The following is a 16,534-nucleotide window of genomic DNA, read 5'->3' as shown; positions in this document are numbered from 1 at the left end:
CTCGTTAGAGCAGGATGCCTGGATGCTGGTCCGCGGCATGCGCGGACGCTTTTCGGTGGAGCACGCCATGAGGTCCGCCATCGTCGCTCACGATCCCGGCCGGCAATTGTTGCCGTTTCGCGAGTCGCTGCTCGCGATGCTGGGCGTCGCCTTCGTCACGATGCTGGTCGCGCTCGACCAGACGATCGTCGGCACCGCGCTGCCGCGCATCGTCGCCGATCTGAAGGGCTTCGACTTCTACGCGTGGGTCGCGACCTCGTACATGCTCGCGTCCGTCATCACCATTCCGATCTTCGGGCGGCTGGGCGATCTGTACGGCCGCAAGCCGTTTCTGATCGCGGCGATCGTGCTGTTCACGCTGGCGTCCGTGCTGTGCGGACTCGCGTCGAGCATGCTGTTCCTGATCGCCGCGCGCGGCTTGCAGGGGATCGGCGGCGGCATCCTGATCGGCACCGTGTTCGCGACGGTCGCCGATCTGTTCCCCGATCCGAAACTGCGGCTGCGCTGGCTCGTGTTCGTCACGTCGTCGTTCGGCATTGCGAACATCGTCGGGCCGACGCTCGGCGGCATGCTCACGCAGATGCAGGGCTGGCGGCTGGTGTTCTTCGTGAACGTGCCCGTCGGCATCGTGTCGCTGATCTTCGTTCTGCTGTTCGTGCCGAAGCTGCGCCACATGAAGACGAGCGGGCCGATCCAGCTCGACTGGCTCGGCGCGTTCGTCGTCGCCGTCACGTTCGGCGCGCTGCAACTGCTGATCGAACTGCTGCCACGAGAAGGCGTCAGCGGCACGACGGTGCTGCTGTTCGTGGTCACGACGGTGTGCGGCCTGACGCTGTACTTCTGGGAAAAGCGCATGGGCTATCCCGTCGTGCCCGTCGACGTGCTGCTCGACCGCAAGCTCGCGCCGCTGTTCGCGATGTCGGTGCTCGGCGGCTTTGCGCTGTTTTCGATGGTGTTCTACGTGCCGCTGCTGTTTCAGGGCGGCTACGCGATGTCGCCGCACGATTCGGGCATGCTGATCACGCCGCTGCTGCTCGGCACGACGGTCGGCAGCGTGCTGAACAACCGCATCGTCACGCGGATCCGGCGCGCGAACGGGCTGATGCATATCGGCTTCGCGCTGTTCGTGATCGGCTGTCTCGCGCTCGTTACGTTCAAGGGCCACGAGCCGCATGTCGTGTGGATGGCGTGCATGGGCGTGAGCGGGCTCGGGCTTGGGCTCGTCGCGACCAATCTGACCATCTGTTCGCAGCAGATCGTCGCGCGCGATCATCTCGGCGCGGTGACGGCGCTGATGCAGTCGCTGCGGATTTTCGGCGGCATGCTCGGCACGGCGATCACGGGCGCGCTGCTCGGGCATCTGTACGCGCAGAGCGTGAACCGCTCGCTCGACTCGTATCAGGCGACGCAATGGCTCAAGTCGTTCGCGAGCCCCGACGTGCTGGTCGATCGCGCGGAGCAGTCGGCGCTGATCGAGCATCTCGTGGCGGCCGGCCATTCCGGCGATCCGATGATGCATATGGCGCGCGACGCGCTGATCGCGTCGATTCACATCGGGCTCGCGGTGGCGGCGCTCGCCGCGTTGATCGGGTTGTGTCTCGCGTGGTTCGTGCCTGCCGTGCAGGTCACGTACGCCGAAACGGAAGTGCGCAGCGCGTGATGGTGCCGCTGGGACCGCCGGGTTTGCTATGATGGCTGTATAAATATACAGCCCTTCAGTGTCCGATAGCCGTGCCGACCGACGCACCCGATCCGTTCTATTACCTGTCGAATTTCGAGCGCGCGCTCGCGTGGATCGCCGAGCGTTACGACGATCTGCTCGACGACAGCGAGCAGGCGTTTCTCGCGGCGTTTCTGCGCGACGGCGCGCGTCTGCCGAAAGCGTCGCGCGCGCTGCTCGTACGCATGTTGATGCGCAAGGGCACGCTGTTTCGCACCGGGCGGCTCGCGTATGCGGAAATCGGTTGTCCCGTGCAGGCGGCCGCGCCGCTCGCCGCGCTCGGCTGGGTCGATGCCGATGCAGGCGTGTCGCTCGACGAACTGTTTGCGCTCGCAACGCGTCCCGAGTTGCAGCGCGCGTTCGCCGCGTCGCCTGAGTTCAAGGGCTTGCGCAAGGCCGAATGGCTCGAAGCGTTGCGTGCCGTGGACCCTGCACACGCGCAGCCCCGGCGGTACACCGAATGGGATAACGCAACGGAAGAAGCCGCGTTGCGCGTGTTCGTCGCGCCGATGTGCGAGCGCTTCCGTTTGATGTTCTTCGGCAATCTGCATCAGGACTGGTCCGAGTTCGTGCTCGCCGATCTCGGCGTGTTCCAGTACGAGCGCGTCGCGTTCGAGTCGTCGTCGCGGGCGTTTCAGCAGCGCGCGGATGTCGACTGTTATCTGGCGCTGCATGCGTGCCGCGAAGCGCTTGAATTGACGGCGGACGAAGCGCTTGATCCGCTACTCGAAGCCGTCGATGCGATCGATACTGAGCACAACGCGTGGCTCGCTTTACGACGCGCGAAGCTGCTGTTCGCGATCGGCCATCATGCGGAGCGGCGGCACGATTGGGATACCGCGTTGCGTGTGTACGAACGCTGCGCGTGGCCGGGCGCGCGGCATCGGCGTATGCGCGTGCTGGAGCGCGCCGGACGCGACGAAGCGGCGCTCGCGCTGGCGCTGCATGCGTCAGCCGCTCCCGAGGACGAAGAAGAACTGCAGCGTCTTGCGCGCATCGTGCCCCGGCTGCAACGGCGGCTCGGTCTTGCCGCGCAAAAAGCCGCCAGTGCGCGTGCCGCGCAGCGTGGCATGCTGGAACTGGCGCGTCCGCTGGAGCCCATCGCCGTCGAATACGCAGTGCGCGACCATCTGTCGACGGAAGACGCGCCCGTGCATTACGTCGAAAACGCGCTGATCAATTCGCTGTTCGGTCTGCTGTGCTGGGAGCCCGTGTTCGCGGCTGTGCCGGGAGCGTTCTTTCACCCGTTCCAGCGCGGTCCCGCCGATCTGCACGCGCCCGACTTCCGCACGCGCCGCGCCGCACAGTTCGACGCATGTCTCGCACAACTCGAAAGCGGCGCTTACCGAGCAACGATTCTGCGGCACTTCGAAACGAAAGCCGGTCTGCAATCGCCGTTCGTGTTCTGGGGCATGCTCACGCTCGAACTGCTGACGCTCGCGCTCGATTGCCTGCCCTCCGCGCATCTGAAGCTGTGGTTCGAACGGCTGCTCGTCGATATTCGCGCGAACCGTTCGGGCTTGCCCGACCTGATCCGCTTCTGGCCGAACGAGCGGCGCTACGAACTGATCGAAGTGAAAGGGCCGGGCGATCGTCTGCAGGACAACCAGATTCGCTGGCTCGCGTACTGCGTGCAGCACGAGATGCCTGTGCGCGTACTCGATGTCCGCTGGAAAGAGAGCATGCTCGCCGGCGAGACCGACGCGGAGGCGGCATGACGTACGTCGTCGCCGTGCGCACGCTCTGCGAGTTCACCGCGCGGCGCGGCGATCTCGATCTGCGCTTCACGCCCGCGCCGTCGGCGCTCGAAGGCATCGCCGGGCATCAGGTCGTAACAGCACGGCGCGCGTCCGGCTACGAAACGGAAATCACGCTGACGGGTTCGCATCACGGGCTGACCGTGCGTGGTCGCGCCGATGGCTACGACCCGGCCCTCAACCGGCTCGAAGAGATCAAGACGCATCGCGGCGACCTCGAACGGATGCCCGCGAATCATCGCGCTTTGCATTGGGCGCAGGCGCTGGTGTATGGGCATCTGCTGTGCGAAGCGCGCGGTCTCGTTGAATTGGATGTCGCGCTTGTCTACTTCGATATCGGCGAGCAGAAGGAAACCGTGCTGACGGAACAGCACACGGCGGCATCGTTGCGTGCATTCTTCGAAGATCAATGCGGGCGCTTCGTCGCGTGGGCCGCGCGCGAGGAAGTGCATCGCGACGCGCGCAACGCCGCGCTGAACGCGCTGCGCTTCCCGTACGGCGAGTTTCGCAGCGGACAGCGCGAGCTTTCCGTCGCCGTGTTCCGCGCGGCGCGCGACGGGCGCTGTCTGATGGCGCAGGCGCCGACGGGCATCGGCAAGACGCTCGGCACGATCTTTCCGCTGTTGAAGGCGTGCGGCGCGGATCATCTCGATCGTGTGTTCTTTCTGACGGCCAAGACGCCGGGCCGCGCGCTCGCGCTCGATGCCATCGAATCGCTGCATCGAAGCGAATCTGTGTTGCCGTTGCGCACGCTCGAACTCGTCGCACGCGATAAAGCCTGCGAGCATCCCGACAAATCGTGCGACGGCGAATCGTGTCCGCTCGCGCGCGGCTTCTACGACCGTTTGCCCGCCGCGCGCGACACGGCCTTGCAGGCGCGCACGCTCGACCGCGCGGCCGTGCGCGAAGCGGCGCTCGCGCATGATGTCTGTCCGTACTATGTCGCACAGGAAATGACGCGCTGGTGCGACGTCGTGATCGGCGACTACAACTACTACTTCGACGGCAGCGCAATGCTGTATGCGCTCACGCAGCTGAACGGCTGGCGCGTGGCCGTGCTCGCCGACGAAGCGCACAATCTGCCCGACCGCGCCCGCCGCATGTACAGCGCGACGCTGGATCAGGCTGCGTTTCGCGGCGCACGTCATATCGTGCCCGCTGCGCTAAAAAAGCCGTTCGACCGTTTGAATCGCGAGTGGAATGCGTTGAATCGCGAGCGCAATGTCGCGTATGAAGTGCTGCCCGATGTGCCTGCGAAGCTGCAGTCGGCGGTGCAGAATCTGATTGCATCGATTGGCGATCAGCTTGCGGAAGCGCCGCATTCCGTCGATGAAAACGCGCTGCGTTTCTATTTCGACGCGCTGCATTTCATGTCGCTCGTCGAGGAGTTCGGCGATCATTCGATCGTCGATGTGACGCTGGAATCGCAGCATGGCGCGTCGCGCGCGAAGCCCGCTACGTCGATCTGTGTACGCAACGTGATTCCCGCGCCATTCCTCAAACCGCGCTATGCAGCGGCGCGCACGACCATCGTGTTTTCGGGCACGCTCAGCCCGCAGCACTTCTATCGCGACATGCTCGGCCTGCCTGACGACACAGGCTGGCTCGACGTCGAGGGGCCGTTCAGGGCGGAGCAGCTGGAGGTGCGTGTTGCGCATCGCGTGTCGACACGCTGGCGCGATCGCGAGCGTTCGCTGGAGCCGATCGTCGATCTGATCGCGCAGCAATATTCCGAGCGTCCCGGCAACTATCTCGGCTTTCTGAGCAGCTTCGACTATTTGCAGCGTGTCGCCGATTCGATGGGCGAGCGGCATCCGCACGTGCCCATCTGGACGCAGGCGCCGCGCATGGACGAAGCGGCGCGCGACGCGTTTCTCGCGCGTTTTGCTGCGGGTGGTGCGGGCGTCGGCTTCGCGGTGCTGGGCGGCGCGTTTTCCGAAGGCATCGATCTCGTCGGCGAGCGGCTGATCGGCGCGTTCATCGCGACGCTCGGCTTGCCGCAGATGAACGACGTCAACGAACAGATGCGCCGCACGTTCGATGCGCAGTTCGGCAACGGCTACGACTACGCGTATCTGTATCCGGGCTTGCAGAAGGTCGTGCAGGCGGCGGGGCGCGTGATCCGCACGGAACGCGACGAGGGCGTCGTGCATCTGATCGACGATCGCTATCAGCGCGCGGATGTCAGGCGGCTGTTGCCGCGCTGGTGGAAGGTGGGAACGACGCAGTGAACAGGGGAGGCAGGCCGTGCACCCGGACGAATACCGCTTCACGACGATCTGGCGCGTCGACGCGCCGTTGCAGGCCGTGTGGGACGCGATCCACGATCCTGCGCGCTGGCCGCAGTGGTGGACATGCGTCGAACGCGTGATCGAAGTGGAGCCGGGCGCGAGCGACGGCGTCGGCGCGCTGCATCGTTATACGTGGAAGGGACGCTTGCCGTACCGCGTCGCGTTCGACATGCGCGTGACGCGCATCGAGCCGCTTGCGGTGCTCGAAGGCGAAGCGTGCGGCGATGTCGAGGGTACGGGGCGCTGGCAGTTCGCGTCGCATGGCAACGTGACGGTCGTGCGCTACGAATGGCGCGTGCGCACGAAGCGCGGCTGGATGAACCTCATGGCGCCGCTCGCGCGCCCGTTCTTCAAATGGAATCACGACTACGTGATGCAGCAGGGCGGCGAAGCGCTCGCCGGTCTGCTCGATGCCAGGCTGCTGGGCATCGAGCATTCGTCGTGATGGAGTGCGCTTGCGTGCCTAGTGTCGCGCGGCCTTCGGCGCGGGCTTGTCCGACTGCGTGTTTTCCTTGGCGTTAGTCGGACGCGGCGGGCCTTGGAGTTCGTCGTCGCCCGCATCGGTTTCCGCGCCGCTGCCGGCCGGATTCGACGAAATCAGCATACTGCGCTGCGGATTCGAGATCTCGATGCCCTTCGCGCGGAACTGATCGAAGATGCGCCGGTTGAATTCGCGCTGCACGCCCCAGCGCGACGTGTCGCGGCACTGGATCTGACCCGCGAGCGTGACGGAGGCGCCATCGACGGCGTCGACACCCCAGAAGCTGAAGTCCGACAGAATCCCCGCCTTGAACTGATCGTCCTCGCGCAACGACGCGCCGATTTCCTTGAGCGTGGCAATCGCGAGATCGACGTCCTGGCCATACGCGATGCTGACGCGCACGGCCGCGTTGCCGAGTCCGCGATTCGTGTTGTTCACCGTCGATACAGAACTGAACGGCACCGTGAAAAGCGAGCCGTCGCCGCCGCGCAGACGCACGGTGCGGATCGACAGATATTCGACCGTGCCCGAGACGCCCGCGAGCGTCACCCAGTCGCCGACCTGCATCGCGTTTTCCATCAGCAGGAAGATGCCCGTGATGAAATCCTGCACGAGCTTCTGCGAACCGAAGCCGAGCGCAACGCCGAAGATGCTCGCGCTCGCGAGCAGCGGTGCCGTGTTCACGCCCAGTTCGCTCAAACCCGTCAGCACGACGACCAGCGCGATCGCGACGAACAGTGCAGTGCGCAGCATCGGCACCAGCGTGCGCAGGCGTGCGGCGCGCACGAGGTCGCCGCTCTTCGTCCATTGCGCAAGGCGCTTTTCGACCGACACGTTCGCGATTTCCCACACGACCAGCGCGACGATCGCGGCCACGCAGATCGTCACGACCGCCGAGGTCAGCCGGTGGCCGATCGCGCCGGGGCGGAAGAACTGCCACACATCGAAGCCCCATACCTGGAACAGCACGAGCGCGCTGATGAAGATCACGAGCGTCGAGACCACGCGCCGGATTAGCGGATAGTAGCGATACGCGTGCTGATGGATCAGCGAGCGGTCCTCGTCGCGTTCCTGCGTGCGGAACACGCGCCCGAGCGCGCCGAACAGCACGATCGACGCGACGCGCGCGGCCACCAGCACGGCCAGCGACAGCCCGCCCAGATGCAGCAGCGTGCGGTAGCCGTTATGCACGTCGAGCGCCCACACGAACCACAGCGCCATCACGATGAACACGGCAACCCATGCCCACATGTCGATGAGACCGTGCGCGAGGATCGTCACGGGACGTTGCGATTCGACCGACGAGTCGATGGTGCGCTCGCGCAGCAGCGCCGAGATGGGCGCGCGGCACTGCAGGATCATGATCGACACCATCACGTGTCCGACCAGCGCGAGCAGCTTGACGAGCGGCAGATGCGCGGCGTCGCTGAGGCCGAGCGCGGTCGCGATCTCGATCAGCGCGCCGCCCGCGCCGATCACGCTGACCACACGGATCACCCAGCGCTGCATGAAGAGCGCCCAGCTATCGGGCAGGCGCAACAGACGCAGTCCCGGCGCATCGGGTTGCAGGAAAAAGCCCGCGGCGATCACGATCGCGCGGCAGATCACGTACAGGTCGATCAGACCGTTGAGCGCCGAGTCCTGGATCGTGCCGTCGTCGGTGAAGAACGACATCAGCGCGCTCGCGGCGGCAACGAACACGACGAGCGGCAGCATCCGCAGACACAACTGGAGCGCAGCGCTCGGCAGACGTTGCAGCGTGGTCCAGTGATGCTCCGCCTGGCGCTTGCTGCGCGCTTCCTTTTGCTGGTTGTCGGGTGTTTCGGATTTGTCGGGTGTCGCCGCCTGGGCGTCGGATGAGGCCGACGAAGAAGCAGGCGGCGTCGACATCGATACGGCGGGTTTTGCAGGCGCTGGAACTGCTGCGGCGGCATCCGGCTGGACGGTCGCGGTGGCGGCTGTATCGGCGGCTGTGGCAGCAGCAGTATCGGCAGCCGCTTCGCGCGCCTTGTCGCGTGCCTCACGCGCTTCGCGGCGCGCGATGATCGCGGCGCGCGCACGGCGCAGCAGCCGCCGCGCCAGCCATTCGAGCGCGATCGCGGGCAGCAGCGTGCCGATGAGTGCGAGCAGCACGCCGAACACTTTCCCACGCTCGTGCGGATCGGATAGCTGCACGTTCCACCAGTAGCGCGCCGACGACGTATCGAGCAGCACGGCGATCGAGCGCTTGAGCGTCATGCCGCCCTGCTTGAACCAGTGCGCGCCCTGGCGCACCAGCTGCGACGCGAGCCCGTTCGACTTGAACGCGGTCGTCGCGCTCGCGCCCGATGCGCTGTCGGTGGCGGCCGCCGCCGATGCGCCCGAGGCCGGCGCGGCAGGCGTCGCGAGGACGCCCGCGGCGGCGATCGCGGTGAGCGTGTCTTCGATCTGCGCGCGTTTTTTGGGGTCGTTGAGCACCTGCAGCGCCTGGCGGGCCTGTTCGGGTGTCAGCGTGACAGTGGTGGCGGACGCGCCCGACGCACTCGTCGTGGCCGTCACGGCGGAGAAGGCGGGCGCGCAGAAGAGCGCGAGCAGACAGATCAGGAGGAGTTTGCGCATGTAGGGCCGGTGGGCGGCGGCGATGCGCGTACGGCTTGACGCGATGCGGCGCCGGGAGCCACCACGTTTCGACTGAAAATAAAACGACTCCGGCAACGCACCATAAGTTCCGCAAAGGGCGCAATCAGGCCATCCAGCACGCATCATCGGCGTGCGATGCGCGTATTTTCATGCGGATGCGCAACGTGGAGCGTGACGTGCGCCCAGCAGCGAAGTCAGCCGCGAACGGCCTGCGCCGGCTTGCCGAGCGTCCCTTCGACGACTTCCGTGAACGTCCGTTCTTCGCGCAGGATAAAGCGCTTCGCCTGCGCCATGCGGAAGTTCTCGACCGATGCGGGATCCGTGCGCAGCCGCGCGCGATACGCCTCGTACGCGGCGAGGCTGTCGAACGCAATCAGGCCCCACGCGATGTCGTTCGTGCCTTCGTGCGGCAGGAAATAGCCGAGCAGATGGCCGCCGCAGCGCGGGATGATTTCTCCCCAGTTCTCGGCGTATTGCCGGAACGCGTCGCGCTGGAACGGATCGATCTGATAGCGGATGAAACAGGTGATCGTCATGTCGGGCTTCCTTCTCGTGTGGGATGGATGACGGTCAGTATCTGCGACCCGGTGCGCGCGATGTTTCAGGCTTGCACGAAGTGTCGATGTGTTCTGGCTGCAAAATGCATCAGCGATGCTGTCCGCGTATCGTCATCGCCGCGCAGGCCGCGCCCAGCAACGCGCATAGCGCCGACACCAGCGCGACGGCGCGCAGACCTGCATCGATCGCATCGGATTGCGCATCGACAATACGCGTGGGCACGGCATGCGCGCCCACCATCGTGTCGGGCGCGAGCAGTTGGCCCGCGCGATGCAGATCGGTCGGAATATGCAGTTGCGCGAGCCGCTCGGACAGCGCCGCGTCGTGCGACCAGACGAACACGATGCCGAGCACCGCAATGGCGAGCAGACTCGCGATCCGCGCGACCGCATTGTTGATGCCCGACGCGACGCCCGTGCGCGCGGCAGTGACGGACGTCATCACCGTGGTCGTCAGCGGCGCGACGGTGATGGTCATGCCGAGGCCGAGCACGGCGAGCGCAGGGAAGTAGCTCGTCCAGTAGTGCGCGCGGTCCATGTCGAGCCAGCCCGGCAGCGCGAGCAGCGCGAAGCCCGCTGCCGCGATCACGGGGCCCGCCGTCAGCAACGCGCGCGGGCCGAAGCGTGCGGCGAGACCGCCCGTGAAACGCGACAGCACGCCGATCACGACAGGTACGGGCAGCAGCGCCGCGCCCGCTTCCGTCGCCGTGTAGCCGTGCGCGCGGATCAGCGTGAACGGCAGGAAAAACAGCGCGCCGCCGAGCCCGAAATACAGCAGCAGCGTGACGAGGTTCGCGCCGCTGAAATCTCGCGAATGAAACACATCGAGCGGCATCATCGGGTCGGCGCTGCGTGCCTCGATTGCGACGAATGCACCGCACAGCACCAGCCCGCCGGCGATCGCGCCGAGCACGGTTTCATCGTCGAAACCATGCGACGACGCGAGCGTGAGCCCATATGTGAGCGCGCCGAGTCCCACTGCGGCCGTCAGCGCGCCCGCCCAGTCGAGCCGCTGCGACGCGCTCGTATCGCGGCTGTTGGGCACCGACGGCAGCGCGAGCGCAATCGTGAGCACCGCGATGGGCACGTTGAGATAGAAGATCGCGCGCCACGAAAACGCATCGACGAGCCAGCCGCCCGCGACCGGCCCGAGCGCCGATGTGATCGCGCCGAAGCCGGCCCAGGTGCCGATCGCGTGGCCGCGCTCGCGCTCGTCGAACACCGCGCCGATGATCGCGAGACTGCTCGGCACCAGCAGCGCGGCCCCCGCGCCTTGTGCGGCACGCGCGGCGATCAGCGCGCCGGATGCCGGCGCGAGCCCGCAGGCCGCCGATGCCGCCGTGAACAGCACGATGCCCGCGACGAACACCGTGCGCCGCCCGAGCTTGTCGCCCAGCGCGCCGCCGACGAGCACCAGCGAGCCGAGCAGCAGCAGATACGCATTGACGACCCATTGCATCGCCGCGACGCTCGCGCCGAGTTCGGTCTGGATGGACGGCAAGGCGACGTTGACAACAGAGCCGTCGATGAACGCCATGCTGGAGCCGAGGATCGTCGCGGCGAGGGCGAGGCGCTTGTGGCGGCAAGGAAGCGCGTCAGCTGTGTGCGCACGGATCGCGAGATCGTCGCAGGGGCTGGCCTGGGCGGGAAAGGCATGCGGCGGGTGGCGCTTGCCGTCGAGAGAAGCGTGGTCGGACATGAGCGGCGTCGGCTCCATTGCAGTGCGTTCGACAATGCAATGGACACATTACGCGAGCAGCCGTTCAGCGTGTGGCTGAACGGCTGGTTTCGCCGCGTCGGGCTACGGGAAGAATGGCGGCAAAAAGCCGCCTAGTCCGCCGATACCGCTGCGACGGCGCGCGTCCGGTGTGTGCCCGCCTCGTCGTCGTCGGTGCTGTCGGGGTTGTCCGAACCGGACGAGCCGTCCGCGCCGTCGGTGCGTCCTTCGCCGGTGCCGCGCCTCGTCGGGCGCATGGGGTTCGCGTCGGGCGTCATGCGGTTCGCGTTCATCAACCGGTAGAGCGTCGCGCGCGACACGCCTAGCTCCGACGCCGCGCCCGACAGATTGTGCCCGTGCCGCCGCAGCGCCTCTTCGATCGCCTCGATTTCCGCCTGCGTGCGGATTTCCGCGAGCGTCCGCGTGCGCGGGCTCGACACTTCCGGCAAGCCGAGATCGCCTTCCGTGATGAAGCGGCCTTCGGCCATCACGACGGCGCGCCGCACGCAGTTGATCAGCTCGCGCACGTTGCCCGGCCAGTCGTAATTCGACAGCGCGACCACCGCGCCGCTCGAGAAGCCGCGAATCTTGTGCGTGCCGTCCTGCCGATACATGCTGAGCGCATAGTCGGCGAGCAGTCGGATGTCGCTGCCGCGTTCGCGCAGCGGCGGTTCGTCGAGCCGCAGCACGCATAGACGGTGATACAGGTCGGCGCGGAACCGGCCGTCTTTCACGGCGGCTTCGAGGTTCACGTGCGTCGCCGAAATGACGCGCACGTCGACCTTGATGGGCGTATTGCCGCCCAGGCGCTCGATCGTGCCTTCCTGCAGGAAGCGCAGCAGCACGGCCTGGCATTCGTGCGGCATATCGCCGATTTCGTCGAGGAACAGCGTGCCGCTGTTCGCATGTTCGATCCGGCCGATCTTGCGTTGCAGCGCGCCCGTGAACGCGCCGCGCTCATGGCCGAACAGTTCGGCCTGCAACAACGTGGGCGGGATCGCCGCGCAATTGATCGCGACGAACGCCTGCTGCGCGCGCGTCGAGCCGTCGTGCACGGCGCGCGCCGTCAGTTCCTTGCCCGTGCCCGATTCGCCCGCGATGAACACGGGCGCGTCGGTCTGCGCGCATTTCTCGATCCGCCGATACAGCTTCTGCATCGGCTCGCAATGGCCGACCATGCCGTGCGCGCCGAGCGACGGCTGCGGCCGGAAGCTCGCGCGCCGCAGATTCGACAGGCCGTGCGCGTGGCCGAGCGCGAAGATCAGCCGGTCGTTCAGACAGGGCGCGGTGACGAAGTCGAAGCAGTAATCGAGGATGAAGCGGCTTGTGAGTTCGTCGGTGGCCTGGCCCGGCGCGATCTGCGCGATCCAGTTCGCTTCGCCGTGACGCATGCAGGCTTCGAACGCCGATAGCTGCTGCGCCGTCACGTCGTCGGGCAGCGTGACGAGACCGACCTTGATGTCGCCGCGATCGAGCAGCTTTTCGGCGGCCGCCGTGTTGCGGGCGTGCACGACCTGCCATCCGGCGTCGGCGAGGAAGGCTGCGAGCGCTTCATCGGGCGTCGATGCCACACAAAGCACGGTGCGGTCGGAAGCGCCGGTTGTGCAAGTGGTATTCATGTTACCCCCGGGGGTTGGACGTTGCCCTTGTGCATCGCTCATGATGCCTCAAGGCCAGTGATCCTTGTACTACGGCAAAACAGTTGGTCTATTGAGGGTTCGTCTCGGCGAACCGGCGCGTTTTTCGTTTTTTCTACATGCGGGTCATGCGCGCCGCAATGTCGTGTGTGCTCGTGCCGTGTATCGATGATTCGCAAACCGAATCTATCGTCGCACGAATGACGGATTCAAAACAAAGATAAATGAAAGGGTAGTGGCTTTGTATAAGCGTAAATCTGGATGCAGAGGGACGCATCGGGCAATTTCTACCGACGCTTAAAAGATCTTCAACGCGCTCCAGTTCCCCACGGTCGCGACGCGCCGAATCGCTGAACGCCTTGTTTATCAAGGCTGAGCGGGATTTCAGGGCGCACAGCCGCGCAAGTCTCAACTCTGCGACACATTTGACAATCGCTCCGCGACACCCTGCGGCACGAGCCTCGAACCGGTAGTTCTGACCGGAATCCCGCATTCATCGGCCTCTCCAGCCCGATCCAAAGAATTTTCTACGGCCTCGAAGCCACTGTGCGGTCGAGCGAACACGCAGATTTCGCATCGAAAGGACGTTACGGGTTCGCAACATCGCGTGCTGCGGGCCACTGAAAAACGGTGAGCTTCGGCAGCGGGATCACGGCGCGACAAGGGTTTGCGCCCGCATGGCATAGCCGTTGCGATATGGCTGTCACACAAAACGCCGCAGCCGGAAAGCATCACTCAAGGAAGTCTCCGGCAGCGGCACAGGACTTCGCAGTCGCGGCCGGGGTTTGCCAGATGCGACTGTGGGGGCGGCGGAGCCAAGGGGGGCGGACGTCGGCAGAAAGTGGCGCGAATGGTTCGTACGACGTACGACCATTCGCGACCATGACGACACCTTCGACGGCACAAGCCAGATGTACTCCGTCCAGACGGACGGGTTTTGCCGGACGGCGCGCACGGGGCGCAATGTCCATGTGACATCTCACTCTCTACGGGGGACACCATGAAGCAAGCAATCCAACAATTCCTGCGCGAAGAAGACGGCGTGTCGGCGATCGAATACGGCCTGCTGGCCGGGCTGATCGCAGTGGCCATCATCACGACGGTCGGGCTGATCGGCACCAACCTCAACCGCGTCTTCGGCTACATCAAGGACAAGCTCGTCGGCATCACGCAGCCGGCCTGATCCTGAGCACGTCGCGTTCGAAACCATTCGACTTTCTACGGGGCACACGATGAAAAACGCAATCCAGAACTTTCTGCGCGAAGAAGACGGCGTATCGGCAATTGAATACGGGCTGCTCGCCGGTTTGATCGCGGTGGCGATCATCACGACGGTCGGGCTGATCGGTACCAATCTCGATCGCGTGTTCGGCTACGTCAAGGACAAGCTGGTCGGCATCACGCAACCGGCCTGATCCTGCTGTATCGCGTTCGCATCATCCTGACCGCCGCCAGCCTCGACGCCCCATCCTTTCGAGGCGGGCAGCGGCCACCACGAAGTCGGTTCAACCAACGGAGTTTTCGATGAACGGCGTGCCTTTTCCGGTTGGTCCATGCGTGCTGTCGCTGGTCGCGATCGCAGCGATCTACGACCTTCACGCACGGCGCATCCCGAACTGGCTGGTCGTCATCGGCCTCGGCGTGGGGCTCGTCGTGCAGTGCGCGCTGCAAGGCGCAATCGACGGGATAGAGGCGTGGCTGGGCGGCGCGCTCGCGGGCGGCGCCGTGCTGTTGCCCGGCTATCTGCTGCGGATGATGGGCGCGGGCGATGTGAAGTTGATGGCGGCAGCCGGTTGTTTCTGCGGCGCGGGCGGTGCGTTCGAAGCGGCGCTGATGGTGTGTGTGGTCGGCGGCGTGTGGGCGCTGGTCGAGATGCTGCGGCATCGGCAGATGCGCGCGGGGTTGCACAACATGGCCGCCGTGCTGATCGACGTATCGATGCCGGCGAGCGGCGGGCCGCGCGAAGGCGAGGCAACGCGAACGAGACGGCCAACGGCAGGCACGCTGCCATACGGGGTGGCCATCGCGGTCGGCACGATGCTCTCGCTGTTTGCGAGCGTGTGACGCGACGACAAAAAGAAGCAACGAGGACGGGGAAGCAGGCGAATCAGGGCAGGACGACAAAAACAGCATCGGGCGAACGGCGGACAGCAGGCGAAGACAGCCGTCACTCGAGAAGACAACGAATAAAACGAAGCAGCACAGAGCGCAGCCGCAGTGAAGAAAGATAGCAGCGAGCCTTCGCAGAAGGGTTTGAAGCAGAACCAGCAACGGGGTGTGGACGCGGGGTCGTCCACCTGGAAAGAGCCTTCGCACGAAGGCGGGCCGGATACGGGGGAAGTGATGAAGACGAACGATTCAGGCCGCACGACGGCCTTCGCATGGGGGAGCCGTTCCGCAGCGGCGGAAAACGGTGCCGACAACAAGGTCGACAACAAGGCCGACAACAAAGCCGGCATCACGGAGTCCGCGTCCACCGCGTACGCACTGTACTACGTGGACGCGGCGCCGGAACTGCGCCGCACGACCGATCCCGCGATCCATCTGCGCCAGCGCGCGCTGCTCGCACCGGCGGGGCGCCGTCAACGCGAGCAGGTGCTGCTGGATCTCGTCGTCGCGCAGTGGGTGGCGCAGCGCCGCGAACAGGCAGCGCAGCTGTCGACGGCAGCGCTGCACGCAGCAGATCGCGACGAAGCCGAAGCCGAAGCATACAGCCCGCAGTTTCGCGATCCCCGACTGCACGACTGACAGCTCAATTCCGCAACACGATCCCTAAGTGCGCCGTCGCCGACGGCGAGAGTCAGGAGAACGACATGAAGAACGCTCGCGCGTTGGTGATGTTGCTCGTCGCGACGGCGGCCGGTCTTGCGGCCGTGGTGTTCGCGGCGCGCTGGATGGTGCAGCAGACGTCGACATCGACGACCAAGGTGGTGATCGCATCCGCCGACATGAGTCTCGGCCAGCGCGTCTCGCCCGACATGCTCAAGGTGTCCGACTGGCCCGCGGGCAGCGTGCCGCCCGGCACGTTCAACGACGTGAAGAAGCTCGAAGGCCGCGTGCTGAAGGCGAGCCTGTCGCGCGGCGAACCCGTGCTCGAGGCGAAGCTCTCGCCCGTCGGCACGCTCGGCGGCCTGTCGGCTGTCATCAACGAAGGCAAGCGCGCGATCACGGTGCGCGTCAACGACGTGATCGGCGTCGCGGGCTTCGCGCTGCCGGGCAACTACGTCGACATTCTCGTCAACACCGAGAAGGACAACCGCGAAGGCGGCGGCACGATGGGACGCGACCAGAACATCTCGAAGATCGTGCTCGAAAAGATTCTCGTGCTCGCCGTCGCCCAGGAAGCGGGCCGCGACGAAACCAAGCCGAAAGTAGTCGATGCCGTGACGCTTGAAGTCACGCCCGAGCAGGCGGAGAAGATCGACCTTGCGCGCAGCATCGGTTCGCTGTCGCTCGTGTTGCGCAACCAGGTCGATCCGCAGGACGCGACGACGGCCGGCGCGACCAAGGCCACGCTGCTGAAGATTCCCGTCGCTGTACCGGCCGCGCCCGCACCCGCTCCGAAGCCGGTGGTGCGCAAGGTCGTCGCGCGGGCGCCGTCGAACTGCGTGAGCGTGATCGACGGATCGCAGCCGAGACAGGAATGTTTTTGAGCGGCATGCACTGACAGAGACCGGAACACAGACCGAAGCAGGGACCGAAGCAGAGACGCAGACGCGCAAGCGCAAGCCGTGACGAGACCAGACCACGGCGCC

At 65.7% G+C, this 16,534-nt stretch carries 13 protein-coding genes; 9 read left to right on the top strand and 4 right to left on the bottom strand.

The genetic code is table 11. From position 1 onward, the window contains the following. Positions 1-67 precede the first annotated feature (67 nt). The 4 genes from QEN71_RS10725 (at position 68) to QEN71_RS10710 (ending at position 6,213) form a co-directional block, all read left to right on the top strand. On the top strand, positions 68-1,660 hold the full coding sequence (locus tag QEN71_RS10725; RefSeq protein WP_201649063.1) for an MFS transporter: 1,593 nt from the start codon (positions 68-70) through the stop codon (positions 1,658-1,660). Positions 1,661-1,731: 71 nt separating this feature from the next. Beyond that, positions 1,732-3,438, top strand: a complete 1,707-nt coding sequence (locus QEN71_RS10720; RefSeq protein ID WP_201649064.1) for a VRR-NUC domain-containing protein — start codon at positions 1,732-1,734, stop codon at positions 3,436-3,438. Beyond that, positions 3,435-5,708 (top strand): ATP-dependent DNA helicase, encoded by a 2,274-nt coding sequence (locus QEN71_RS10715; protein ID WP_201649065.1) that lies wholly within the window; start codon positions 3,435-3,437, stop codon positions 5,706-5,708. Before QEN71_RS10720 ends, QEN71_RS10715 begins: the two co-directional genes overlap by 4 nt. 16 nt (positions 5,709-5,724) lie before the next feature. Continuing rightward, positions 5,725-6,213, top strand: coding sequence for an SRPBCC family protein (locus QEN71_RS10710; RefSeq protein ID WP_201649066.1), 489 nt, complete (start codon positions 5,725-5,727; stop codon positions 6,211-6,213). An 18-nt stretch (positions 6,214-6,231) separates the two neighbouring features. Here QEN71_RS10710 and QEN71_RS10705 read toward each other — a convergent pair whose 3' ends face one another. The 4 genes from QEN71_RS10705 to QEN71_RS10690 all read right to left on the bottom strand — a co-directional run bounded on the left by QEN71_RS10705 (position 6,232) and on the right by QEN71_RS10690 (position 12,761). Then, positions 6,232-8,847 (bottom strand): mechanosensitive ion channel domain-containing protein, encoded by a 2,616-nt coding sequence (locus tag QEN71_RS10705; RefSeq protein ID WP_201649067.1) that lies wholly within the window; start codon positions 8,845-8,847, stop codon positions 6,232-6,234. 215 nt (positions 8,848-9,062) lie between these two features. Then, entirely contained in the window at positions 9,063-9,404 is a 342-nt protein-coding gene (locus QEN71_RS10700; protein WP_201649068.1) for an NIPSNAP family protein, read from the bottom strand. 109 nt (positions 9,405-9,513) lie between these two features. Continuing rightward, positions 9,514-11,124: a DHA2 family efflux MFS transporter permease subunit gene (locus QEN71_RS10695; RefSeq protein WP_201649069.1), complete on the bottom strand. Its 1,611-nt coding sequence runs from the start codon at positions 11,122-11,124 to the stop codon at positions 9,514-9,516. Positions 11,125-11,255: 131 nt separating this feature from the next. Next, on the bottom strand, positions 11,256-12,761 hold the full coding sequence (locus tag QEN71_RS10690) for a sigma-54-dependent transcriptional regulator (protein ID WP_201649070.1): 1,506 nt from the start codon (positions 12,759-12,761) through the stop codon (positions 11,256-11,258). Positions 12,762-13,779: 1,018 nt separating this feature from the next. Here QEN71_RS10690 and QEN71_RS10685 point away from each other — a divergent pair. The 5 genes from QEN71_RS10685 (at position 13,780) to cpaB (ending at position 16,432) form a co-directional block, all read left to right on the top strand. Next, positions 13,780-13,962, top strand: coding sequence for a Flp family type IVb pilin (locus tag QEN71_RS10685; protein WP_201649071.1), 183 nt, complete (start codon positions 13,780-13,782; stop codon positions 13,960-13,962). 49 nt (positions 13,963-14,011) lie between these two features. Further along, positions 14,012-14,194: a Flp family type IVb pilin gene (locus QEN71_RS10680; RefSeq protein WP_201649072.1), complete on the top strand. Its 183-nt coding sequence runs from the start codon at positions 14,012-14,014 to the stop codon at positions 14,192-14,194. Between the two features lie 109 nt (positions 14,195-14,303). Beyond that, positions 14,304-14,843 carry an A24 family peptidase gene (locus tag QEN71_RS10675; protein ID WP_201649073.1) on the top strand — a complete coding sequence of 180 codons (540 nt, stop codon included), beginning with the start codon at positions 14,304-14,306 and terminating at the stop codon, positions 14,841-14,843. A gap of 153 nt (positions 14,844-14,996) precedes the next feature. Continuing rightward, positions 14,997-15,527 (top strand): hypothetical protein, encoded by a 531-nt coding sequence (locus QEN71_RS10670; protein ID WP_201649074.1) that lies wholly within the window; start codon positions 14,997-14,999, stop codon positions 15,525-15,527. A 65-nt stretch (positions 15,528-15,592) separates the two neighbouring features. Then, entirely contained in the window at positions 15,593-16,432 is an 840-nt protein-coding gene (gene cpaB / locus QEN71_RS10665) for a Flp pilus assembly protein CpaB (protein ID WP_201649075.1), read from the top strand. The last annotated feature ends 102 nt before the right edge of the window (positions 16,433-16,534 follow it).

The organism is Paraburkholderia sabiae, assembly GCF_030412785.1.
GTDB classification, from domain to species: domain Bacteria; phylum Pseudomonadota; class Gammaproteobacteria; order Burkholderiales; family Burkholderiaceae; genus Paraburkholderia; species Paraburkholderia sabiae.
The sequence above is the reverse complement of the archived record's forward strand: the minus strand, read 5'-3'. Positions and strand labels throughout refer to the sequence as shown.